The sequence below is a fragment of the Paraburkholderia solitsugae genome (assembly GCF_013177695.1).
GTDB lineage: Bacteria > Pseudomonadota > Gammaproteobacteria > Burkholderiales > Burkholderiaceae > Paraburkholderia > Paraburkholderia solitsugae.
Genome location: NZ_WOEY01000077.1, coordinates 44,971 through 68,219, shown reverse-complemented (window position 1 = coordinate 68,219; position 23,249 = coordinate 44,971). Strand labels below are relative to the sequence as shown.

Genomic DNA, 23,249 nt, shown 5'->3' with positions numbered 1-23,249 from the left:
GGGGCGCACATGACACAGACTCTTCTCGACGTGCGCGGGGTGACGCGGCGCTTCGGCGGACTCACCGCGGTGAACGGAGTCGATCTTTCGATTTCGGAGGGCGAACTCGTCAGCGTGATCGGGCCGAACGGCGCGGGCAAGTCGACGCTGTTCAATCTGATCACCGGGCTCGATACGCCGGACGCAGGCAGTGTGCAATTCGACGGCCGCGACATCACCGGTGTGCGGCCGGAAAAGCTCGCCGCGCTCGGCCTTGCGCGCACGTTTCAGCATGGCCGGGTGTTCGGCAATCTGAGCGTGCTCGACAACGTGTTGATCGGCGCGCATGCGCGTTTGCGCGCTACCCGCACGGGTTGGCCGATTGTCGGCGCCATCGCCGAAGTCGCGCGCGCACTGATCGGACCGGCTTCCATCCGCCGTGAAGATGTGGCGCTGCGCGAGGAAGTGCGCGAGATTATCGCGGGGTTCGGCGAGCGCCTGACGCCGCGCATCGATCATCCGGCGCATAGCCTGTCGTATGCGAACCGGCGACGCGTCGAGATTGCCCGCGCGCTCGCTTTGCATCCACGCATCCTGTTGCTCGACGAGCCGACGGCCGGCATGAACGAGTCCGAAACCGCCGAAATGCTGGTGCTGATCCAGCACCTGAAAGCGCGCGGACTGACCATCCTGCTGATCGAACACAAGCTCGACATGGTGATGCGGCTATCGGATCGCGTGATCGTGCTCGACAACGGCGGGAAAATCGCTGAAGGCCTGCCGCGCGACGTGCGCAACGATCCGCGTGTGATCGAAGCGTATCTGGGCCATCGCAATGTCGGCGGCGCGGCGACCGTGCGCGTTGCGGCCTGAACTTTTGGAACATCCACGATGAGCGACGCTTTACTGAAACTGGAACACATCGAAACGTTCTACGGCCCCGTCCAGGTGCATTTCGACGTCAATTTTCAAGTGCGGCGCGGACAGATCGTGAGTTTGCTCGGCGGCAACGCGAGCGGCAAGTCGACCACGATGAAGCTGATTCTCGGTCTGCACAAACCGCGCGCCGGCAGCATAACGTTCGAAGGCGAGGCGATCACAGGACTCAGCACACCGCAGATCGTGCGGCGCGGCGTCGGTTCGGTACCTGAAGCGCGGCGGCTGTTCGGCGACATGACGGTGCGCGAAAATTTGCGGATGGGCGCCTACACGCGGCGTGACCGCGCTGCCATCGACGAAGACTATGAGCGCGTTCTGGGCCTTTTCCCGCGCGTGAAAGAGCGCCTGACGCAAAAGGCCGGTACGCTCTCCGGCGGCGAGCAGCAGATGTTGGCGATGGCGCGCGCGCTGATGAGCCGGCCGAAGCTGATCTGCATGGACGAACCCACGATGGGTTTGTCGCCGCTTTACGTCGACAAAGTGCTGGAGCTGATCGACACGATCAACCGGCAGGGCGTGACGTTCTTCATGGTCGAGCAGAACGCCAGCCTCGCGCTGGAGATCGCGCATTACGGCTATGTGTTGCAGACCGGCCGCGTCGTGCTCGAAGGCACGGCTGAGTCCTTGCTCGGCGATGAACGGATCCGTGACGCGTATCTCGGCGGGGAAGCTGCGGCGACGACCGCGTCCTGATGCGATCAACGCACGACATCAAGCGCAGCGGGCGGTTTGTGCGGTTGCCGATTCGATCACCCGTGCATCGCGCCGCATTGCAACGTGCGCTTGCCATCTGCAGCGCGGGGGGCGCCGATGAGCCGATCGTCAATGATGTGGCTTATCGCCAAAGCGGCTTCAAAGGTCGAACTGATCGAATTCGCTTTGCAGTTCGCGGTTACGTGCAACGCGCTCGTCGATGCCCGGCCCGAGCCGTTCGACAATCGCCGAAATCAGCAGATTGAACAGGCACGTGAGCGGTGCCAGCGAGTCCCAGAACTGACCGACATCGGTCTTCACCTGCAAAAGATCACCGTCGAATTCGCGCGCCCACGGACAGTAAATATCGGTGACGAGCGCGAAGGGCAGCCCACGGCGCGTGGCCGCCTCGCAATAGCGGCGCGCGATCATCGAATAGGCGCGCGTATCGGTGACGATCAGATACGGTGACTTGAACTCCGAGTTCAGCGAATCGACATATGAGCCCGACATGCCGTCCGAATAGAACACGCGCGGACGGATGTACTCCAGGTAGCTGTAGAAAGCGTTGCTGATGCCGCGCGTGGACTGAATACCGAGGATATAGACGGCGTCAGCGTTCGAGATGCGCTCGGCCACGCGGGCAAACACCGGCGATTGCGCAAGCTGGTAGACATGCTGAATCGCACCGATTTCAAGTTCGAGCGAGTGAGCGAGAGCCGGGCTGGGGGCGGAATGGGACGCGTCGGGCCCGCTTGCGGCCGGGATGGCTTCGTCGTGCTGGCCGGAGGCGCGGCGAAATGCGTCGAGCCGGTCGGTGATCAGCCACGGTCGCTCCTGCGCGCCGCGCAACTCGCGCTTCAGGTCATCCAGGTTCTGGTAGCCGATGCTGCGCAAGAACCGGCCCACCGAGATGCCGCTGGTGCCGGCTTGCTGGGCGATCTGGTCGGCGTTTTCGAGGCCGAGCCGGTCGAGATTCGCCAGCATGTAACTGGCGACGCGCTTCGAGGTGGGCGTGAGTTCGGCAAAGCGGGCTTCGACGGTTTGTGCAAATGCGGTCGGCATCGTAGTCGCGGCGCGAGTGGTGGATCGATTATCGAGATGATGACATATTCATCCGACAGCCGACCCCGCGCGGTCCTGAAAATCAGGGAACGCACGCGCGGGCGAGACACCGTTCAGACTGCCGGCCGCACCGGCGCGCTTCGCGAGAAGCGCCGCGCGCCTGCCACACACGCCACCACCACGACCGTCACCAGGATCATCGCGGGCGGTATCTGTTCGTGCAGCAGCAAACCGGCGAGAAGCAGACCGAAGAACGGCTGCAGCAACTGAAGTTGCCCGACCCCCGCGATGCCGCCTAACGCCAGTCCGCGATACCAGAAGACGAAGCCGATCAGCATGCTGAAGAGCGACACGTACGCGAGTCCCCACAGCGCCGCATGGCTTACGCCTTCAAACGATGCCGGCCGTGTCCACCAGGCGAGCGGCAGCATCACCGGCAGCGACAGCACCAGCGCCCACGAAATCACCTGCCAGCCGCCGAGATGGCGCGACAGCCGCGCGCCTTCGGCATAACCCAGGCCGCAGACGACGATCGCCGCCAGCATCAGCGCATCGCCGAGCGGCGATGCGTCGAGGCCGTGGCGCAAGGCGAACGCGACCACCGCGCCGCTGCCGAGCGCCGAGAACAGCCAGAACGCCGGCTGCGGGCGCTCGCCGCCGCGCAGCATGCCGAAGATCGCGGTGGACAGCGGCAGGAGCCCGACGAACACCACGGCGTGCGCGGCGTTGACGTGGCGCAACGCAAGGGCGGTCAGGAGCGGAAAGCCGACCACCACGCCGAGCGCGACCACCACCAGCGGGATGAGGTCGCGCCTTGCGGGCCGAGCCTGGCGAAACACCAGCAATAGCAACAGACCCAACGTGCCCGCGATGGTCGCGCGGGCGACCGTCAGGAACACCGGATCGAGGCCCTGCACGGCGATGCGGGTGGCGGGCAGCGAGCCGCTGAAAATCAACACGCCCACCATGCCGCTCACCCAGCCGTTCGTTGTCTTGTCCATCGAAAGAGTCCATATGCATTGAAAATGGAACCCATAGCATCCGCTTTTGGGCTGGAAAGGGTAAGCTACGGATCAGTACAATTCGTACAAACTGTACCGAACATGGAGCAGTGCAGATGGCGGAAAGTGATATCAACCGGGCGGCCTTGGGCGCGCCAACCGGCACGCGGGTCGGCACGGTGATGGACAACTTGCGCGAGCGCATCGCGAGCCGTTCGCTGATGCCGGGTGCGCGCGTGCCGTCCATCCGCGTGATGACCGAAGCACTCGGCGTGTCGAAGTCGACGGTGGTGGAAGCGTACGACCGGCTGGTCGCGGAAGGGGTGATCGTGGCGCGGCGCGGTTCTGGCTTCTTCGTGTCCGGTCATGCGCCGCCGCTCGCGCTCGCCGATCTCGGGCCGCGGCTGGATCGCGAGGTCGATCCGCTGTGGCTCACGCGGCAGTCGCTGGAGGCCGGCGCGAAGGTGTTCAAGCCGGGCTGTGGCTGGATGCCGCCGTCATGGCTGCCGGAAGACGGCGTGCGCCGCGCGTTGCGTGCCGTGGCGCGCGATCCGCAGTCGCCGCTCGCCGACTATGCGAGTCCGCTCGGTTTGCCGGCGCTGCGTCAGCAACTCGCCTGGCGGCTCGCGCAGCACGGCGTGGAGGCGCCGCCCGAGCAGATTGTGCTGACCGACGGCGGCACGCACGCGCTCGATCTCGTGTGCCGCTTTCTGCTGGAACCCGGCGACACGGTCCTGATCGACGACCCGTGCTACTTCAACTTTCAGGCGCTGCTGCGCGCGCATCGCGTCCGCATCGTCGGTGTGCCTTATACGCCGTCCGGGCCCGATCTGGCGGCATTCGAGCGGGCGCTGATCGAGCATCGTCCGCGGCTCTACGTGACCAATTCCGCGATCCACAATCCGACCGGCGCCACGCTCGCGCCGGCCATCGCGCATCGGTTGCTGAAACTGGCGGGCGAGCACAATCTGCTGGTCGTCGAGGACGATATCTTCGCCGACTTCGAGGACGAACCGGCGCCGCGTCTCGCGGCGTTCGACGGTCTTGCGCGGGTGGTCACGATCGGCAGTTTTTCGAAGACCTTGTCCGCGGCCGTGCGCTGCGGCTACATTGCGGCGCGCAGCGAATGGGTCGAGCCGCTGGTCGATCTGAAGCTGGCCACCACGTTCGGCAACGGCCAGCTCGCGGCGAGCGTCGTGCATCGTCTGCTGGTGGACGGCACGTACCGGCGTCACCTGGAATCGATGCGCGCGAAGCTCGCGGACGCCATGGGCGAGACGATCAGGCGGCTGGGCTATGCAGGCCTTGAAGTGTGGACGCGGCCACGCGCCGGTATTTTCGTGTGGGCGCGCCTGCCGGATGCGCTCGACGCCGCCGACATCGCGCGTCACGCGTTAGCCGAGAGTGTGGTGTTCGCGCCGGGAAACGTGTTCAGCACGTCGCAATCGGCGGCCGGCTTCCTGCGCTTTAACGTGTCGCAATGCAACCGGCCGAAGGTGTACGAGGCGCTGCAGCGGGCGATGGACGTGTCGGCCGCAGCGCAGGAGCGCGCCTGAACGCATGCTTCTCATCACGCGACGTTACTACTTGCACAGCAACAGCAGACGCTCCTGATCCGTGCACGAGGAGCGCGCTTTCTGCGCGGCTTGCGCCGCCGTCGCGTTGATCGCCGCACTTTTGTTCGTGAGACACGCGCGTAGATGTTTCTCCACGGGCCCGTAGTATTTCCATCCGCGCACGAGAGTCGGCAGTTCGAGTTTCACCTGCTTCCACTTTGGATGCCCGTGCTCCTGCAGATTGTCGAAGTTGGCGCACAGCGAATCCGCAAAGCGATTCAGGTTGCCGACGGTGTCGCGCAGACCGTAGTCGTAGGTGACGAGAAAGGCCTTCACGGTCAGCGTGGGGACGTCTTCCTTCAGCCAGTTCGGATAGCTGGTCGCGCGGAGCGTCGCGGGAAAATATGTCTGCTTCGCACGGGCGGTTTCGGGCGCGTTGGGATCAACCCTCAGCGGGCGGATCTGTTGCAGCAATTCGGGATTCATGTCGGTGAACAGTTTCGCTGGCTGCCCGACCACGATGATCGCAACATCCACTTTCTTGACGATCAACGCGGCTAGCGCGTCTTCGTTACTCAGGTGCTGGATGTTCTGCTCGGGAATCGCCTGTCCGAACATCAGGTGATAGAGGGTCGTGGCCGATTGCGCGGTGCCGCTGCCGATCAGGCCCACACTGATGCTCTTGTCCTTGATGTCGGCGAAGGTTTTCATCGGCGAGTCCGCGCGCACCACGACGTTAATTTCCTCGTCGTAGAGCGGCATGATGAGCCGGAGCGGCCGGATTGTCGTACCCGCGTCGGCGTTGCCCGCGTTGGCCATGTCGATGTAGGCCTGATACACATCGGACTGCACCAGCGCGAGCTTCACGCCTGGCTCGAAGCGCATGCGCTGCACGTTTTCAGCCGAGCCCTTCGAAGCCATGACTTCCAGGTCGATGCCCGCCGGTTGCGCCACCCATTTCGACAGATCCTGGCCGATCTGAATGTACGTGCCCCGTTCCGGACCGGTGACGATCTTGTAGTGCGCAGGCTCCGCGCCAGCGAACGAACACATGACCAATAGCGCCAGCCCCAGCCATCCCGCGAGAAGTCTCTTCAGCATGGTCTATCCACCTATCCGTCAGGTTTGAACAGCCTCTCGCGTCGGCGCGCGCGAAGCACCGGTAAGCCGGTTTGCCATCTCATGTTCAATGCGCCGCGCATGCCATGTCCGTCTGTTGCCGCTCAGAGGGCACGCGAAACGCCAGTGCGATCGGGCGTGCCATGATTCAGTCAGTCAGGCAAATCGGTCGTGCGAACGGCTATGAAATTCGGTATCCAAATGATTTATCGCTCACCGGACTGTCGATCGCCGCATGCGGTTTGAGCGGCGCCCAACCTGTCTCGTGAATCACGCGTTCGAGGATCGTCTTCGCGGTGTCGTTGCCGCTGTCGATCGCGAGCGCCTCATTGGCGTGCTGGCGTGCGCAACTCCACGACTGCTGCGCGGCACACAACTGTGCTGCCTGCAACGCGGTGTCGCGGCGCGCGGCGAGCGGCTTCAATTCGGTCAGCAGGCTTTGCGCGTCGGTGTTGCCGGGTTGCAGCGTTTGCACCGTGCCAAGCGCCGCTTGTGCCGCGGACAGATCGTTGGCGCGGAAGGCCAGACGCGCTGCCTGCAGCGCTTGCGCCGCATCGCGGAACTGTGGCGCCGCTGGTTTCACAGGTGTTGCGGCGGCAGGCGCAGGTGGCGCAATAGGCGTGGCTGCGATTGCCGGGGCGGCCTTGGCGAGATTGGCAGGATTGGTCGGCGCAGCGGGCTTACCCGCTGCAGCCTGATTCATCGGCTGAGCCGGGGCGTACAGCGCAATCGTGCCGGTCGCCGTTCTGGCATCCGGAGCGTTGTCGGCGCTCTGTTCGGTGGTGTCGTTCTGCGAGTCGTGGTTGTCACTGAATAGTGCGTAGGCGACATACGCTAGTCCGATTGCGCCAATGGCTACGATTGCGAGCAGCACCCGGCGCACCGGGATCGCGCTACGGCCGCCGGAATGCGGTGGATCGGCAGAAAGCGGCAGATCGGCGGAAGACGGAGGATCAGCGCGCGGAGGAAACGACGCGAGTACCGGTAGCATCGGGGGCTCGATAGGGGCGGCTTCGTCGATGGACGGACCCTGCGCGGCGAGCTCGGTTTCGCCCGGCTGCGTCGGATCGACGCTGCTTTTCTGCGCCGTCTTGTTCATGGCACTGGCGCGGCTGCCGGGAATCACAACGCGCTTGTGTGGGGCGGTGTCGAGTGGATGTATCGCGCCGCAATACGGGCAATAGTCGACTTGCCGGTATAGCGCACCGCCACAGCGTTTGCAGGGCGTCGGAAAACTATGGCCGGGTATTGTCTGGGTGGACATACTGTGGACCCACCTGTGGAAAACAATGCCTATACGGCATGCTCCGGATCGCGTTGAGGCAGGAAGCAAAGTCCGCGGAAACCACGATCCACATGCGCTGGAGAACCTTGGGACGCAAGTTCTCGCTTGCGGTGCCGCTGCTTGCAATATGTGGCGTTTCAGTGAGAACGTCAATCGACGTTCTCACCTACATTAGGTGCGCTGAAGCACGTTTGGAGGTACGACGAAACACTGCATATGTCTGCAGAACGAACAGGCGGATGGTTTTTTTCACGCCGCTCGCGCCGTCACTGCGCGCAGGCGATAGCGCGATGATGCAATGGTGGAATCAGCAGAGCGGAAGCGCGGCGATGAAAGCAGAACGAGGTCGAAGCGCGTTGCGTTCGACCTCGTCATCAAGCGTTTGCAGAAAACGCTTGCAGGAAACGTGATACGGCATTCAGTGCTTGCGCAGCGGATGATCTTTCAGAAGCCACGCGAGTATGAAGGCCAGCACCACCACGCAGGCCGCCGACAGATACACCGTGTGCAACGCGCCGGCAAACGCCTGCAGATAATCGTCGCGCAACGCTTCAGGCAAGTGGTGGATGGCCATCGGTCCGAGTGCGTGCGGCAATTCGGTGTCGGGCGGAATCAGCTTTTCGAGGCGCGCGGCGAGGCCATTGGAAAACACCGCGCCAAAACTGGCTACACCGATCGAGCCGCCGATTGAACGGAACAGCGTCGCGCCCGAAGTGGCCACACCCATGTGCTTGAACTCGACCGTATTCTGCACGGCGAGAATCAGCACCTGCATGACCATGCCGAGGCCGAAGCCGAGAATGCCCATGTAGATATACATCACATGAATGGGCGTGTCGATCTGCAGGCGTGCGAGCAGCAGCATGGCGACGGCCACGAGGAACGTGCCGGCGATGGGGAACATGCGGTACTTGCCGATCTTGCTGATCACGCGTCCGGTTACCATCGACATCACGAACAGACCGCCCATCATCGGCAACATCTGCATGCCGGCTTCTGTCGGCGTCGAGCCTTTGACGACCTGCAAATACAGCGGCAGGAATGTAACCGAGCCGAACAGCGACACGCCGATGATGAAGCCGATCAGACTGCTCAGTAAAAACGTGCGTTGTTTGAAGAGCTCGAGCGGCATGATCGGTTCGACAGCCGTGCGCTCTTCGTGGATGAAACCCCAGATCGCCACGAGCCCCATGCCCAGCGTGAACCACAACTGCGGCGACGACCACGGCAGGATCGTGCCACCCTGGCTCGTGAACAGGATGATGCAGGTGAGCGCGCCGGCGAGAAACGCGGCGCCCATGTAGTCGATGGTGTGCTTCACATGCCGCACGTGCGGTTTGAAGACCGCGCCGATCACAGCCAGCGAAATGATGCCGAGCGGCAGGTTGATGTAGAAAATCCAGCGCCATGACAGGTGCTCGACGAGAAAGCCGCCGAGCAGCGGCCCGATTACCGTTGCGAGACCGAACACGCCACCGAATACTCCCTGGTAGCGGCCGCGTTCAGCCGGCGGAATCACGTCCGCGATTGCGGCCATCGTCACGACTAGCAGGCCGCCACCGCCGAGCCCTTGCAGCGCGCGCAGCACGATCAACTGGGTCATGTCCTGCGCGATGCCGCACAACGCGGAGCCGACGAGGAACACGACGATCGCCGTCTGCAGCACGATCTTGCGGCCGAACAGATCGCCGAATTTGCCGTACAGCGGCACGCCGATGGTCGAGCTGAGCAGGTAGGCGGTGACCACCCACGACAGGTTGTTGAGCCCGCCGAGTTCGCCGACGATGGTCGGCAGCGCGGTCGAGACAATGGTCTGATCGAGCGCGGCGAGCAGCATGACCAGCAGCAACGCCGGAAACAGCAGGCGGATCGGCGGGTGGTCGGTTGCCCGCGCGCCGGGCGGCGCTACTGGCGTCGTCAGTCCGGCGGGTTGAGTCGTTGTCGGTTGGTTCATGGCGCCACGGTGTTGAAATTAATTAATTCGGAGATTAATATATGCGACATCGCGTCACTCGTCAAATTGAATGCAATGGCAAGGATTCCGGCAGATGAACAGAAAGTGAAGGGCACACCGCACAACACGGCCGCCGCGAAGGCGCGAAAGCTTTCGAAGTCTGTGGCGTCCGCTGCCGCGGGTGAATCAGCGAACGTTGCAACGCCCGCACCCGCATCCGCACGGCGCCCCGGCAGGCCGTCGGGCCCGGCGCGCGGCCCGGCGCAGCGCAGCCGGCTGCTGGATGCCGCGCTCGCCTTGTTCGCGCGGCAGGGCATCGTCGACACCACGCTCGGGGAGATTGCTCGCGAGGCGGGTTTCACGCCGGCGATGATGCATTACTACTTCAAGACGCGCGATCAACTGCTCGACGTGTTGATCGACGAGCGTTTCGCACCGCTGCGCGCGGGGCTCGGCGTGCCGTTTCAGGAAAATCCCGACGACCCGGTGGCAGCCATCACGCAGCTCGCGCAGCGTTTGGTGCAGGTGGCGAGCGACCACCCGTGGTTTCCGTCGCTGTGGGTGCGCGAAGTGATCAGCGACGGCGGCCTGCTGCGCCAGCGCATGCACGAACGGTTCGGCGACGCGAACCAGAAGGCCTCGCTGTTAGCCATCACGCGCTGGCAACAGGAAGGGCGGCTGAATGCCGGGTTGGAGCCGTCGCTGGTGTTCGTCACGCTGCTGGGGATGACGATTCTGCCGCTGGCTACGTCGAAGCTGTGGCGTAACGATCCCGTGCGGCGCAATATCGGCGGCGCGGAGATCGCCCGGCATGCGGTGGCCTTGCTGGTGCAGGGCATCGGTCCGAGCAAAGCGGACTGACACGCCCACGGACTCATTCACGATTACGCTTCTGCCGCCACACCTCATCAGTGCGGCGCACACAATGATAGCGCCGCCGTGGATCGTGAGGCTGGCCGCGCAACCATGCTGACGCCACGGCGAAACCGGCGAGGCACGCGACGTGCTACCTGAGGGGTGGATGTGAACGCCACGCGCTAAAACGCAAAAGCGCGCAACAGCGCCGGCGTCGCAAAAGAACATGAATGTCAGAGAAGACGCCGGGCGGGCAAGGCGGCGCACACGAGTTTGCAGCCGCCACCACGGCGAATCGGGTGCCGGCATCGGTCTGCCAGGACAAGGGCACCGAGGGCCGGTTTTTCATCGGCGTGCAATTTTGGCGCGTTACTGTGCGCACGCGTTGCGCTCAGGCCATGTTTTACAATCGCGGGCCTGCATGCAACTCGACGCATGAAATCGAGTCGGAACCATGAACAGTGAACCCGTAGCCGCGCAAATCGGCGGCAAACAGCAGGACGATACGTTGGCCACGTCTGATGGCCTAACCGGTTTTTTAGAGCAGCAACAGAACATGAACGGAGCATTGAGACTCGATCAGGCCACGATCGTGCTCGTCGAAGACGACCCGGATAGCCGGGAATCACTGGCCTTGTTACTCGAGGCGGAAGGGGCGCGTGTCGTCGCGGTGGCGGATGCGGAAGCGGGCGTCGAAGCGGCGCTGCGGCTGTTGCCTGACGCCGTGGTGTGCGACCTCGAATTACCGGCCATGGACGGTTTTTATCTGATCCAGCGGCTGCGCGATCACGAGATTCGCGGTGACCACGCGCCTTCGGTGGCCGTGGCGCTCACGGGCCATACCGACGACGCTTACCGCTTGCGCAGTATCGGCGAAGGCTTCCAGCATTTCATGACCAAGCCGGCCTTGCCGGAAGACCTCGTGACGCTATTGCACGACGCGATCGACGCCCGCGCTGCGGGCTGAGTGGTCTCGTGGGCGGGTGGTGGTTGCTCGCCACCGCATCTTTGCCCGCAAGCTTTCGCGCAGCGAACGCTCTGCAATCAGCTTGTAAATCTGATTGCGGGCGCTGCTGTCATTTGGCGGCGGCGACCGGTGTTGCGGCACCGGCACTGGCCGCTTCCGCTATCTGACAGGCGGAGCACAATCCCTTCAATTCGATTTCATCACTGGCGAGGCGATAGCCCGCGTCTTCGATTTGCGCGACGAGCGCCTGGCGCAGTTTAGGCTGATGCAGTTCGGTGACGTTGCCGCATTGCTGACAGACCACCAGAATGCCGTGCTGACATTGCGTCAGGTCGTGGCAGACCGTGAACGCGTTGATCGATTCGATGCGGTGCACGAGCCCGGCCGTGAGCAGAAAGTCGAGCGCCCGGTAAACCGTGGGCGGCGCCGAGCCGGGATGGATCTGGCGCATGTCGTCGAGCAACGAATACGCTTTGGTGGCGCGCCCGGAATTTAGCAGCAATTCGAGCACTTTGCGGCGGATTGGCGTGAGTTTTTCGCCGCGTTCGCGGCAATATTCTTCCGCGAGAGTCAGTGCGGCTTCCTGCGATTCACCGCGCGCACCGTGCATGTGCCCCGGCTCATGGTGATGAGCGGAGGTGGCAGGGGTGGCGTTGTCGGCGGTCGCGGCGGGCTTGGCGGTCTTCATGCGTCGATTATAAAGGCCATCGTGCTTCGCTGTGCCGGTGTCCGATGTCCGGTACGCCTGCCGGTCGACGCTGGGCGCCGCCGCGAAGCATGAGGCCGCCGGACTTAATCGAGGTTCACCGCAAAGCCGCGCTGCACGCCCGGCCGCGCGAACAGCGCCGCGTACCAGCGTTGCACGTTCGGATAGGTGGCGAGATCCACTTTGTGCCGTTCGTGACGCCATGCCCAGCCGAGAATCGCGAAATCCGCTACCGACAATTCCCCCGCCACGAACTCCGTTTGCGCGAGGCGCCGGTCGAGCACGCCGTACAAACGGTGGGTTTCGTCCGAATAGCGTTTGAGGCCGTAGGCGCGGTCGGCGGCCGACTCGAGCGCGGCGAAGTGGTGCACTTGACCCGGTATCGGCCCGAAACCGCCCATTTGCCACATCAGCCACTCGAGCACCGGGACGCGTTCGCGCAGCGTCTTCGGCAGGAATTTGCCGGTCTTTTCGGCAAGATACAGCAGCACCGCACCCGACTCGAACACGCTGATCGGCTGGCCATCCGGCCCGTCCGTATCGACGATCGCAGGAATCTTGTTGTTTGGGCTGATGTGCAGAAAGTCCGGCTGGAATTGCTCCCCACGGCCGATGTTGACCGGTTGCACCGTGTACGGCAGTTCCATTTCTTCGAGCGCGACGCTGACCTTGCGGCCGTTCGGCGTGCCCCATGCGTAGAGCGTGATCGTCATGTCGGATGGTCGCCGGTTGGTCGAGGGTTGGTTTAGGTCAGCGGGAAATCGATGTATTTCTTGAAACCCGCGCGCGTCGCGATCCGGGAATACCAGCGCTCCAGATTCGGCAGTGGCGGACGTTCAACACCTTCCAGCCCGAACCAGCGCTTCGCGTAGGCGCCGATCACGATATCGGCGAGCGTGAACCTCTCGCCTTCGAGGAAGAAGCGGCCTTGCAGATGGTTGTCCAGCAGGCGCCACTGCAACGTGACCGCGCCGAAGTCGGTGGCGAGTTTGGTGGCGTCGCGCTCGGCGGCGGGCGTGCGCACGAGGGCCCAGAACACCGGCTTTTCCGCGGGTTGCAGCGTGGTGAGCGACCAGTCGAGCCAGCGATCGATGCTGGAGCGCAGTTTCGGCTCGGACGGATATAGAAGGCTCGATTCGCCGTATTGCAGCACCAGATAGCGCAGGATCGAGTTCGATTCCCACAGCACGAAGTCGTCGTCGACCAGTGTCGGAATCTTGCCAGTCGGGTTGATCGCGAGATAGTCGGGCTCGTTGTTGCGGCCGAATTGCAGGCCCGCGTCGATGCGTTCGTACGGCAACACCAGCTCGTCGCAGCACCACAAGACTTTCTGTACGTTGACCGAGTTGGTGCGTCCCCAAATCGTAATCATCCGGCAAATCCTTTTTTTACATTTACGGTTGGCAAGCCGCGCGAGGTGCGCGGCGTTCAGCCAGTAACGATACACGATGCGCATGGGTTTGCGCGCCGCCAGCCCGCAATCGGCCGCATGAAGTGTCGTCCAAAGCGTCTTCCTCATCGAGGCTCGAAAGCCGCCCGGCGTGCCATGCCGGCAACACGCGGGCGTTGCGTACAATGGGCGCACCCGAATACGACGAGGCACCGCATGGCCCGCATTGTCCCCGACGACTGGAAGAGCCTCGCCGCCACCGGCGCGGCGGCACGCGAACGCGAAACCCTTGCGTTGCTGGAAGAAGCGCTTCCCGATGGCTACACCGTCTATCACGGCGTGCACTGGACCCGCCTGAACCAGAACTTTTCGGTGTTCGGCGAGGCCGACTTCGTGATCGTCAGCCCGGCCGGGCGTGTGATGATCGTCGAACAGAAAACCGGCTTTCTGCGCGAAACGCCGAAGGGGCTCGTCAAGGTCTATCTTCAGACGGAACGCAATGTGGCGATCGCGCTCGCACACACCGTCGAAACGCTGCACCGGCGCTTCACCGCGGCGTTCGGCGCGGGCACGTATTTCATCGAAGAGCTGTTGTATTGCCCGGACCACATCGTCAAGGACGCGGCGATTGCCGGCGTGAATCCCGCGCGGATCGTCGACGCGACGCGTAAGGACCGGCTTGCCGCGATCATTCGCGAAGCCTTGCCGTCCGACGAACCGCGTCTCGCCTGCGCACCGAAAATCCACCACTTTTTCGCCGACGAACTCGCGCTCACGCCGGACGCCAGCGCGCTGGTCGGTCAGGCCGGCACGCTCGTCACGCGTCTGGCGGGCGGCCTCGCGACGTGGGCGCGGCGGCTCGAGTTTTCACCGTTCCGGCTGCGCGTGATCGGCACGGCCGGTTCCGGCAAAACCCAACTGGCGGTGCAGGTGATGAAAGACGCGGTGGCGCGCGGGCAACGGCCTTTGTACGTGTGTTTCAACCGGCCGCTCGCGGATCACATCGCGCGGGTCGCGCCACCTGAGGCGAAGGTCGCGAACTATCACCAGTTATGCGACTGGATCGCACGCGACGCGGGCCGCGAGCCGGATTTCCAGTCCGGCGACGTGTTCCATCAGATTGAAACGATTTTCGCCGAAACGCCGATCGACGCGCGCTGGCAATTCGACGTGCTGATCGTCGACGAAGGGCAGGATTTCCAGCAGCCGTGGGTGGCCGCCCTCGCGCGCCTGTTGCGGCCGGACGCCGCGTGGTGGTGGCTCGAAGATCCGCTGCAGAATCTGTATATGCGCGAGCCGGTCGAGCTGCCCGGCTGGACCACGCTGAAAGAGACCACCAACTACCGCAGTCCGCGCGACATTCTCGATTACGTGCGCGACGTGGTCGGCGCTTCGGTGCCGGTCGCGGCGGGTCTGGCGTCGGGCAGTCCGTTCGACGGCTCCGATATTTCGCTCTCCGTCTACGACGAAGCGAATGCCGCCGAAGGCAGCATCGAGGCAACGAAGCGGGCGATCACGCAGGCGTTGTCGCTCGGCTTTCGCAAACAGGACATTGCGGTGATCTCGTTTCGCGGCCGCGAAGGTTCGGCGATGACCGCGCAGGATCATCTCGGCCCGCATCGGTTGCGCAGTTTTACGGGTAAGTACGATCTGTTCGGCAACCCGGCGTACCGCGAAGGGGATGTGCTGTTCGAATCGATCTATCGCTTCAAGGGGCAGGCGGCGCCGTGCGTGATTCTCACTGAAGTCGACTTCGAGTCGTTCGATGAACGTATTGCGCGCAAGCTGTTCGTCGGCGCCACGCGTGCGACGATGAAGCTGATCATCGTCGCCTCGCAGCGGGCCGCGCGGCATCTGCATCTGCGCGATGGTAAAGAGCTCAGGGAAACCAAAGAGCTCAGAGAGGCGAGAGAAGCCTAGCAGCCGCTCAGGTTGACGCTTGCGCTACTGGGTCACGCGTTCAGGCTTGACGCACTCAGGCATAACGTCCCAGACGTATGCTGGCCGGCACAAGTCGGCACGCGCTCGCTCAAGTCCACGCCCGCGCACCCACCAGCATCCCGGTTTGTGTGAGTGCGTCCCACCAGATCACGCGCAGCAGCGGCGCCTCTTGCGCGATCAGCAGCGCCTGCACCGGATCGCTCTCGACAAAATGCGTGACGCCGCCGCGCAATGCGGCAGCCGCCTTGTGAGCGGCGGCGCCGGCGGGACTTTCGTCGTGCGTGCCGGGCGTGCGCATCACCAGTTGCATATGACCGAAGCCGTGCCGCGCGAGCCACGCTTCAGTGCGCGCGCGATCCAGTTCCGGCCGGCCGGTGATGATCGTGCGAACGCGTTGCAGATCGATGCCCGGCAGCACCTCGAACGGCAGCAGCGCATCGCGTTCGGCGAGCGCCGCGGCCAGATCCTCGTCGTAGCGCGCGAGCGGCACGTCGGGTAGCAGAATGCCGTCGAGGTCGATGGCGTAGGTGGCGTATTCGTGATCGTCGGCCATCGCGGGCGCGGTGCCCGCTTCAACGCGCTCCCAGTCCTCACGATAACGCTCGGTGTAGGCCTGGCGCTCCCACGGAAACAGCGCGAAGTAGCCGCGGGCATCGATCGCATAGTCGGGTTGCGTGCGGCTCAGGTCGTCGACGGCGGCGGTCAGCGTCCTGACGTCGAGACCCTGCTGCTGAAGGAAGGCGATGCAATCGGTCAGCGTAAAGCCGCGCCCCGCAATGTCCTCGCACAGCAGCACTTTCGAACCCGCGGGCGGGATCGGCAGCGTCGAATCCCAGGCGACCGTGCGCGACTGGCGGTCGTAACGCAGGAAGGCGACCGGCGTGCCGGCCGCATGCGACACCATCAGCGCAAGCGGCGCGCCGCCACGCAGAATGCCGATCGCCATCGTGAAACGCTCCGCCAGCAAGGCGGGCTGCAGCGATTCGATCCAGTGATCGAGTTGTTCGTACGTCAGGGGCAAAACCGGCTTGTTCATGACTCGTAGGGCGTCGCGTTGCGCGTGTAGGGCAGGTGTCCCATAGACGGAGCGTAGCGCGCGGCGCAGCGCAGCGGCGGGTCCCCGTTTTTGAGACAAAGAAATTTGGCGATATTATGCATGCGGTTCAACGATCGCGCGTCGGGGTGACGCGCGTTGCCGGACGGGACGTGTCGCCAAGACCACCGCCGCGGCGGGAAACGGGCGCTGCAGGTTCGCTGGCAGGTTGAGCCGGCGCAGCGTGGAGCCGCCCGTAAAAATAACAAACGACGGGAAAAACCAAACAAATGACCAAGGTGAGCGCAGCGATGGATGGCAGGACGGGTGTGGTCAGGGGCGTATGGTGGGGGCTGGTGCTGCTCCTCGCCCTCGCCGCGTGGAGCATGCAGGCACAGGCGCAGACAGAGTCGCTGCCGTTATCGCTCGACGTGAAGGGCAAAATCAGCAAGACCAACGATGCGGCGCATCAGCTGTATCACTTCACCGAGGCACAACTGCTCGCGCTGCCGGTCCATTCGATTACGACGGCCACCACCTGGACACCGCGCTCCACCTTCACAGGACCGCTGCTCGCGGATATCCTGAAGACAGTCGGCGCATCCGGCAGCGCAATCGAGATCCATACGCTCGACGACTATACCTACACCATTCCGGTGTCGGACTGCGATCGCTACGGCGTGGTCGTTGCCTACAGCATGAACGGCCGGCGCCTGAAGATCAGCGACTTCGGGCCGCTGTTTCTTATCTATCCGCGCGACGCATTCCCCGATGAACTGATGGGCGCGGCGGGCGACTCGAAATTCGTATGGCAGATCAAGGCACTCATCGTCAAATAATGCGCCGCCCCTGGCGTCGTGTCCTCTACGTGCTGATCTGGCTGACCGCGCTCGCGGCGCCGGCCGGCGCAATCGGCTATCTGTTGTACGCGAACCTGCTCAATCCGCGCACCACCGAACAGCTGACCGGCCAGTACGACGGCTTCTACTGGGACGCCGCGCAACTGCAGATTGCCTACGCGCGTTTCGAGAACCAGTTGCTGCTGTATCAATCCGGCGTCGACGACGACTACCCGCGGCTCATGCTGCGCTACCAGTTGCTGCAATCAAAGCTGCATGTGATGGCTGGATCGACGCGCCGGCTGACCACGCAGCTCGCGTTGATGCAACGGCAAATGGACGAGATCCAGTCGATCGATCATGTGCTGGGCGAGATTCAGCCTGAGGTGGATGCCTTGCCGAAGGACCGCAGTCGCGCCAATCAGATCGTCGAGGAGTTGCGCCAGCATTGGAATGAGGTCAACGATCTCGCGTTGAGCCGCCGTTTCGCCGACGTGGCCGACCGTGAGGCGATGAACCGCGATTTCATCGACAAGCGCCGCATGCTGTTCGCGGGCGGCCTGCTGCTGCTGTTATTGTCGGCGGCCGCGACCACGTTGCTGGTGTTCAACGGCCGGCGCCGCACCCGTCTGATGCATCAGCAGCACGCGGCGCTCGAAGCGGAGCACCAGGCGAGCCAGGCGGCGCGCGAGGCGAGTCTCGCGAAGGACGCGTTTCTCGGCATGATCAGCCACGAACTGCGCACGCCCTTGCATGCGATCGTGTCATCAATCGAATTGCTGGGTTTCAACTATCACTCCGAGGCCGATCGCAAGGTCATTCAACGGCTCGAAACCGCAGGCCGCCATCTGGAAGCACAGATGAAAGACCTGACCGACTACGCACGCCTCGGCGCCGGCAAGCTCGAACTGCGTCACGAGCATTTCGAGCCGCGCGAACTGCTGGCGTCGATCGTCGACGAACACGCGATGTCGGCCGCCTCGCGCGGCCTCAAGCTGGAAAGCGAGGCGAGCGGCATGAACGGCCTCGTCGATTCCGATCCACACCGGATTCGCCAGATCGTCAACAACCTGGTCACCAACGCGATCCGTTACACCGAAACCGGCGCGGTGCGCGTGCAACTGAGGCAGCGGCCAGCGGTGCTGATCTTCGTCGTCAGCGATACGGGACCGGGTGTGCCGCACGCGCAGATTCCCCTGATCTTCCAGGAGTTCACGCAACTGGACGCGTCGCGCACGCGCCGCTTCGAGGGGGCGGGGATGGGACTCACGATCGTGCAGGGGCTGGTCAGGCTGTTCGGCGGCACCGTCGAGGTGGCGAGCACGGTGGGCGAGGGCACCACCTTTACCGTGACGATCCCGGTCACGCAGGTCGCGGCAACCGCGCCGTCCGGCGTGGCGGCGCATGCCGAACCTGGCGGCGCGCGTCCGTGCGTGCTGATCGTCGACGACAACCGCCTGATTCGCGAGTCGCTCAGCGAAATGATCGCGCACATGGATTTCGACACGCACGCGGTCTCCAATGCCGACGATGCGCTCGCGTGGCTCGACGCGCGTCGCTGTGACGTGGTGTTGCTCGATCTGCATATGCCGGATCGCGACGGTTATACGTTCCTCGCGGATTTCGCGGCACGGGGGGGGCCGTCGTCGGGTGTCCCGGTGATCGTGGTGAGCGCGTATGCGCCGCAGGCGGATAGTGTGGGCAGTGCGGGAGGGGACGGGGGAGAAGCCGGCTCGGCGCCGTTTTTCGACGCGTTATTAAAGCCAGTACATTACGAGGAACTGCGCAGTGCGTTGCAGCGTGCTTTGGCTTCGCGGCATACGGTGTGACGTGACACCTGAGCAAACGCAGATGGAGGAGGACTCAACCTGAGCACACACCTTCAACTGCTTGCCGGCGCATGCCGGCATCAAGGCCGGTTGAGGCGCTTGGACAGATCGGCGACCAGGATCGCCATACGCGCGGGCTTTTCATAGCACGCGACGTCGTAATTGCGGATGACCTCGCTGATCTCCGATTCGCTGGCCTTGCCGGTGAGCAATTCGCCGGTCAGCACGAAAATCGGCGCGTCCGGATTCTCCGAGGCCCGCACCGCGCGGATCGCCGCCGCCGAGGTCTGCGCGCCGAACAGCCAGTCGATCACGATGCCGTCGAAGATCTGCGTTTGCAGTTGTTCGGCAAACGCCGCGAGGCCGTAGATCGCCACCGCCGTGAAACCGCTGCGCTCGAGATAGTCGCGCAGATTGTCGGCGGAGGCCTGGTCGTCGTCGACCACGGCGATGGTCGGCTTGTCGGTTTCAGCGCGGCGCGGATAGATCTCGATCTTGTGGACTTCGTACGCGCTTTGGTAAAGCGTGCCGTCGTGACGCGCAACGCGCCATTGACCGAGCTTCGAGTACGCGACAAATTCCGGACGGCTGCCTGGTTCGAGCGCGGCGCCGACCCATGCGGTGCAAGCCAGCTCGATCGCGCCAATGCAGAACACCGCCTCCTGGGCGATGGCGCCGACCATGCCCGGATCGAGCGACTGTGCGCCGAATAGCTGAGCGGCAGGTTCGCCGAACACCTCGGCGACCTTCTTGATCTGCGAGAGGGTCCACGGGCTGTTGCCGCGCAGCTTGCGGTGTCCCTGCGAAAAACTCAGATCGAGGATGCGGCACAGCTCAGTGGTTTGCTGGCGTTTGCCGATTCCATGCCGGCTCATCAACTCGCGCACGCGCTCGGCGACGGCGATGGCGTCAGGTGAGTGTGTTTCGTTGGTCATACTGCGTGAAGATCTTCCTTCTTGAAGGGTGGCTGTGGAGCGTACGTTACGGCACGCGCAGCGCGGCCATGCACATTGGATGCGCATCGACGCGGCGACGCAGGGGACAGCAAATGTACAGTACAAAATATCGCGGTCCGTGTTTTTGTATGACCGCGGTTGGGTCCGCCAGTGCGAGGTGCGAACCGACACATTCGATGATCTATTGATGCATTTAGCATTGAATCTATTTTACCGATGAAACCGCGCGCGTCTGTAGAGAAATAGGTTTGGCCGGTAATTTCTTCCCGCGGCGTTATGCCGGCGGCATGGTGTCGAGCTTGGCCGCCGAGCTTTTCAGGCCTTTGAAAATCCGCTCGGCGACCTTGGCGGGAAATCGCTCGGGCAATTCGGCCGAGACCCGCGCGATGACCGCCGGCGTCTGTTCGATCAGCCTCTGGATCAACGGCTCGGCGTTCGCGCCGTGCGAGCACCTCAGCGCCATGGTGTTGAAGTGGCGCCGCTGCACGTCGCGGAAGGCGTCGTGTTTGCTGCGCGACCACATCGCCATGGCGAGCCTGGCCTTGAACCATGACCATTGGTTCGGGCCGTTGCCTTCCACCGGCCAGATCGACATCACGTCGTAAAGCGGCGTCAGGCGGTACTGGCCGCCCGCCAGCAGGCGAATGCTGAAGTTTTTGGCGTGGCCGTCCGGCGCCGCCAGCATCCAGAACAGGATCTGACTGGCCAGCAGCGTCTCGATGTCCTGTTGCGCCGACACCGATTGCTGGAGAATCCGCGCGAGGTCCAGCACGCCCGGGCCGCCTTCGTTTTCATACTTGCGATGCGACGGTACGCCATACACCTGGCAGAAGTCTTCTTGCGGCAGGCGCAGTAGCCATTGCCCGCCTGAATGCAGTTGCCGGTCGAAGCGCTCGACGCTCAGCACCCGCTGCTTGCCGAAGGTCATGATCTCGGCGTTGGCCACCGGCAGGCCATAGGCGCGCAGGATCCGCAGACACAGCCATTCGTTTTCGACCGAGGTGCTGAGGTCGGCAAGCTTGTTGCCGACTAGTCCGAGCGGCAGCTTGAAAATGTGTGTGGTGGGCGTGGCGCCATGCGGGCGTTGCCACTTGCCGTCGTGCCACAGCAGGGCGGTCTTCTCCTGCGCGCCGGCGAGCGAGATGCGGAAATCGTCTGCTTCGCCGGGTGAGCCGGGGGCGGGATTGCTGACGGTGCGCGCCAGCATGGTCTCGATCTCGCTGTCGGAGAGCGGCGTGCCTTCGATGCGTTCGACGCCGGCCGGCGCGTCGTCAACGGCGAGCAACTGGACGGCGCCCACGCAATCGCGGCCGATGGCTTGCAGCAGGTCGAACGCATCGAGCGTGTCGGTCTGGTAGCGCTGGGCGATGCGCTTTCTGATCGCCTCGCTGTCGGGTAGCAGATTGTCGAAGTAGTTGAGCACCCGCGAGCCTTTGTGCGCCTCATTGCTCGGTGTGAACGGCATCGAGAGCGAAAGCGGGCGGCCCGCGGGCGAGGCGACCCACGCGGGATCGTAAGCGAACTCCATGGGGCCGCGGGTGGGAAGGCGCCAGACGCCGATGCGCTCGCCGTTGGCCCACACCGAAAGCGCCCGCGAATGAGTTTGGCGGCCCATGCTTACCACTCGATCAAAGGCGCCGGCTCAGGCACCGGCTGGTTCTTGTCGCGTACCTGCAGTTGCAGGCCGTAGGTGCCGCACAGCGCGAGCAATTGTGCGAGGGTGAGGGCGGTGGCGTCAGTTTCCAGCGCCGAGATGCGGCTCTGGCTGACGCCGATGCGCGCGGCGGCTTCGGCTTGGGTGAGGCCGGCCTGGCGCCGACCGGCGGCAAGCAACTGGCCCATCTGGTCTGGCGTGGCGACGAGGTGGATCATGGCAAATTATCCGTGAGACGAATAAATGCACTTTATGCGTCACACGAATATTTGTCAAATATTCGTGTGACGCATATTTGCAAAATATCTGTCTGGCGAATAAATGCACATTATTTGCATGACGCATAAAGTGCATCTGCCTGCGCCCTGTCTGGATCGCCGTGTAGCATGCTGCAAAAACATCTTCTACCGACTTCGCGCGACTCATGAACCCACCCACGCTACGCCACACCGACGTCCCGTACTACACGCAATGGGGCAGCCCTGCATGGGTGCGCCACATCGTCGAACAGCAGGGTGACCCGTGCGACGACCCGTACTGGCAGCGCAGCGGTTTTGCCGACCCGCAGCGTTACCGGTTCTGGGCCAAACGCCTGTGCGGTCTGACCTGCCTCGAATCCGCGCTCGATTACTGGCACATCGACCATGCGCCGCGCGCCACGCTGCTGGATGACGCGCTGCGGCACGGCGTGTACCGGCTGCGCGATGACGGCGGCGTCGATGGTTTGATCTACCAGCCGTTCGCCGGCTGGGTCGGCGAGGCATTCGGCATTCAGGTCGAGGTGCTGCCGCAGGCGCCGCTCGAAGAGGTCGCCGTGCGCATCGACGGCGACACACTGGCGATCGTCTCCGTGAGCCCCGAGATTCGCCACCCCGAACGGCCGAATCAGCGCCAGGGCGGCCATCTGATCCTGCTGCACGGGCGCGATCGCGATGGCGTATGGTTTCATAATCCGTCGGGCATCGCGCCTCACCAGGCGGATGTGTATCTGCCGTTCGCAACGATGGCGCGTTTCTACGCAGGGCGTGGCATGACGCTCACCCGCATCGCACGCTAGACACGGCAGCAGGCCAGCCGTACGGCAAGCGCACTGATCGGGTTCGTTTTCGGCTGAAGAGCTTCATACCGACCTTTCCAATACTGGAACGAGTCATGAATCGAATCTCTGCCTTGCTCGTCGCCAGCCTTGCCGCGCTCAGCGCCGTCACCGCAGCGAATGCGGCCACCCGGGACGAACAGGCCAAGGCCTGCCGCCGGGACGCGCTGCATTTCTGCATTGTCGACATTCCGAACCGGGAAAAAATCATCGCCTGCATGAGGCGGCATCTCGACGAACTCACTCCGGCGTGCCGCGCGATGTTCGATGGCGGCAAGAAGGGCGACACCAACGACGCCAACGCCAACGCTAACGATGCCAACGCCGCCTCGCAGTGAACGTGGCGGCAGCGCGCCGCTGCTTTTCGGTGGGTCACGCTAACCCCTGCGCTG

22 protein-coding genes are annotated in these 23,249 nt (G+C 63.7%); 10 read left to right on the top strand and 12 right to left on the bottom strand.

What is annotated here, in order from left to right; genetic code table 11:
* Positions 1 to 9 precede the first annotated feature (9 nt).
* Together GNZ12_RS19395 and GNZ12_RS19390 are read left to right on the top strand one after the other, a co-directional pair.
* Positions 10 to 852 (top strand): ABC transporter ATP-binding protein, encoded by an 843-nt coding sequence (locus tag GNZ12_RS19395; protein WP_172312625.1) that lies wholly within the window; start codon positions 10 to 12, stop codon positions 850 to 852.
* Between the two features lie 18 nt (positions 853 to 870).
* On the top strand, positions 871 to 1,611 hold the full coding sequence (locus GNZ12_RS19390) for an ABC transporter ATP-binding protein (protein ID WP_172312623.1): 741 nt from the start codon (positions 871 to 873) through the stop codon (positions 1,609 to 1,611).
* 159 nt (positions 1,612 to 1,770) lie between these two features.
* Here the strand turns inward: GNZ12_RS19390 and sapR are convergent, their stop codons facing one another.
* Positions 1,771 to 2,676, bottom strand: coding sequence for a sap1 transcriptional regulator SapR (gene sapR, locus GNZ12_RS19385; RefSeq protein ID WP_172312621.1), 906 nt, complete (start codon positions 2,674 to 2,676; stop codon positions 1,771 to 1,773).
* A gap of 113 nt (positions 2,677 to 2,789) precedes the next feature.
* Complete coding sequence (locus GNZ12_RS19380) at positions 2,790 to 3,677, bottom strand: DMT family transporter (protein ID WP_172312619.1); 888 nt, start codon at positions 3,675 to 3,677, stop codon at positions 2,790 to 2,792.
* Between the two features lie 116 nt (positions 3,678 to 3,793).
* Between GNZ12_RS19380 and GNZ12_RS19375 the strand changes: the two genes are divergently transcribed.
* Complete coding sequence (locus tag GNZ12_RS19375) at positions 3,794 to 5,233, top strand: aminotransferase-like domain-containing protein (protein WP_172312617.1); 1,440 nt, start codon at positions 3,794 to 3,796, stop codon at positions 5,231 to 5,233.
* 27 nt (positions 5,234 to 5,260) lie between these two features.
* Here GNZ12_RS19375 and GNZ12_RS19370 read toward each other — a convergent pair whose 3' ends face one another.
* From GNZ12_RS19370 to GNZ12_RS19360, 3 genes are all read right to left on the bottom strand, one after another.
* A complete protein-coding gene (locus GNZ12_RS19370; protein ID WP_172312615.1) occupies positions 5,261 to 6,334 on the bottom strand; it encodes a TAXI family TRAP transporter solute-binding subunit in 1,074 nt (357 codons plus the stop codon).
* 199 nt (positions 6,335 to 6,533) lie between these two features.
* The gene (locus GNZ12_RS19365) at positions 6,534 to 7,616 is read right to left on the bottom strand and encodes a hypothetical protein (RefSeq protein WP_216673275.1); all 1,083 of its coding nucleotides are present in this window, start codon (positions 7,614 to 7,616) and stop codon (positions 6,534 to 6,536) included.
* Positions 7,617 to 8,055: 439 nt separating this feature from the next.
* Complete coding sequence (locus GNZ12_RS19360) at positions 8,056 to 9,591, bottom strand: MDR family MFS transporter (RefSeq protein WP_172312613.1); 1,536 nt, start codon at positions 9,589 to 9,591, stop codon at positions 8,056 to 8,058.
* A gap of 75 nt (positions 9,592 to 9,666) precedes the next feature.
* Here GNZ12_RS19360 and GNZ12_RS19355 point away from each other — a divergent pair, with 75 nt between their 5' ends.
* Positions 9,667 to 10,452 (top strand): TetR/AcrR family transcriptional regulator, encoded by a 786-nt coding sequence (locus GNZ12_RS19355; RefSeq protein WP_172312611.1) that lies wholly within the window; start codon positions 9,667 to 9,669, stop codon positions 10,450 to 10,452.
* A 448-nt stretch (positions 10,453 to 10,900) separates the two neighbouring features.
* Positions 10,901 to 11,413 (top strand): response regulator, encoded by a 513-nt coding sequence (locus tag GNZ12_RS19350; protein WP_172312609.1) that lies wholly within the window; start codon positions 10,901 to 10,903, stop codon positions 11,411 to 11,413.
* Positions 11,414 to 11,522: 109 nt separating this feature from the next.
* Here GNZ12_RS19350 and GNZ12_RS19345 read toward each other — a convergent pair whose 3' ends face one another.
* From GNZ12_RS19345 to GNZ12_RS19335, 3 genes are all read right to left on the bottom strand, one after another.
* A complete protein-coding gene (locus GNZ12_RS19345; protein WP_172312607.1) occupies positions 11,523 to 12,101 on the bottom strand; it encodes a Fur family transcriptional regulator in 579 nt (192 codons plus the stop codon).
* Positions 12,102 to 12,205: 104 nt separating this feature from the next.
* Positions 12,206 to 12,832: a glutathione S-transferase N-terminal domain-containing protein gene (locus GNZ12_RS19340; protein ID WP_172312605.1), complete on the bottom strand. Its 627-nt coding sequence runs from the start codon at positions 12,830 to 12,832 to the stop codon at positions 12,206 to 12,208.
* A 32-nt stretch (positions 12,833 to 12,864) separates the two neighbouring features.
* Positions 12,865 to 13,491 (bottom strand): glutathione S-transferase family protein, encoded by a 627-nt coding sequence (locus GNZ12_RS19335; RefSeq protein ID WP_172312603.1) that lies wholly within the window; start codon positions 13,489 to 13,491, stop codon positions 12,865 to 12,867.
* 234 nt (positions 13,492 to 13,725) lie between these two features.
* On the opposite strand from GNZ12_RS19335, the gene GNZ12_RS19330 reads away from it, so the two are divergent.
* Positions 13,726 to 15,429 (top strand): ATP-binding domain-containing protein, encoded by a 1,704-nt coding sequence (locus GNZ12_RS19330; protein WP_172312601.1) that lies wholly within the window; start codon positions 13,726 to 13,728, stop codon positions 15,427 to 15,429.
* Positions 15,430 to 15,538: 109 nt separating this feature from the next.
* Here GNZ12_RS19330 and GNZ12_RS19325 read toward each other — a convergent pair whose 3' ends face one another.
* Positions 15,539 to 16,486 carry a phosphoribosyltransferase gene (locus GNZ12_RS19325; RefSeq protein WP_172312599.1) on the bottom strand — a complete coding sequence of 316 codons (948 nt, stop codon included), beginning with the start codon at positions 16,484 to 16,486 and terminating at the stop codon, positions 15,539 to 15,541.
* A 287-nt stretch (positions 16,487 to 16,773) separates the two neighbouring features.
* On the opposite strand from GNZ12_RS19325, the gene GNZ12_RS19320 reads away from it, so the two are divergent.
* Complete coding sequence (locus GNZ12_RS19320; protein ID WP_172312597.1) at positions 16,774 to 17,322, top strand: molybdopterin-dependent oxidoreductase; 549 nt, start codon at positions 16,774 to 16,776, stop codon at positions 17,320 to 17,322.
* Complete coding sequence (locus GNZ12_RS19315) at positions 17,292 to 19,151, top strand: ATP-binding response regulator (protein WP_172312595.1); 1,860 nt, start codon at positions 17,292 to 17,294, stop codon at positions 19,149 to 19,151. The genes GNZ12_RS19320 and GNZ12_RS19315 overlap by 31 nt, the downstream gene beginning before the upstream one ends.
* Before the next feature lie 80 nt (positions 19,152 to 19,231).
* Here GNZ12_RS19315 and GNZ12_RS19310 read toward each other — a convergent pair whose 3' ends face one another.
* From GNZ12_RS19310 to GNZ12_RS19300, 3 genes are all read right to left on the bottom strand, one after another.
* Entirely contained in the window at positions 19,232 to 20,086 is an 855-nt protein-coding gene (locus tag GNZ12_RS19310; RefSeq protein ID WP_172312593.1) for a helix-turn-helix domain-containing protein, read from the bottom strand.
* A 295-nt stretch (positions 20,087 to 20,381) separates the two neighbouring features.
* Entirely contained in the window at positions 20,382 to 21,722 is a 1,341-nt protein-coding gene (locus tag GNZ12_RS19305; protein ID WP_172312591.1) for a type II toxin-antitoxin system HipA family toxin, read from the bottom strand.
* Positions 21,723 to 21,724: 2 nt separating this feature from the next.
* Positions 21,725 to 21,979 (bottom strand): helix-turn-helix transcriptional regulator, encoded by a 255-nt coding sequence (locus GNZ12_RS19300; RefSeq protein WP_172312589.1) that lies wholly within the window; start codon positions 21,977 to 21,979, stop codon positions 21,725 to 21,727.
* A 206-nt stretch (positions 21,980 to 22,185) separates the two neighbouring features.
* On the opposite strand from GNZ12_RS19300, the gene GNZ12_RS19295 reads away from it, so the two are divergent.
* Together GNZ12_RS19295 and GNZ12_RS19290 are read left to right on the top strand one after the other, a co-directional pair.
* Positions 22,186 to 22,818 (top strand): C39 family peptidase, encoded by a 633-nt coding sequence (locus GNZ12_RS19295; RefSeq protein ID WP_172312587.1) that lies wholly within the window; start codon positions 22,186 to 22,188, stop codon positions 22,816 to 22,818.
* 95 nt (positions 22,819 to 22,913) lie between these two features.
* The gene (locus GNZ12_RS19290; protein WP_172312585.1) at positions 22,914 to 23,195 is read left to right on the top strand and encodes a hypothetical protein; all 282 of its coding nucleotides are present in this window, start codon (positions 22,914 to 22,916) and stop codon (positions 23,193 to 23,195) included.
* The last annotated feature ends 54 nt before the right edge of the window (positions 23,196 to 23,249 follow it).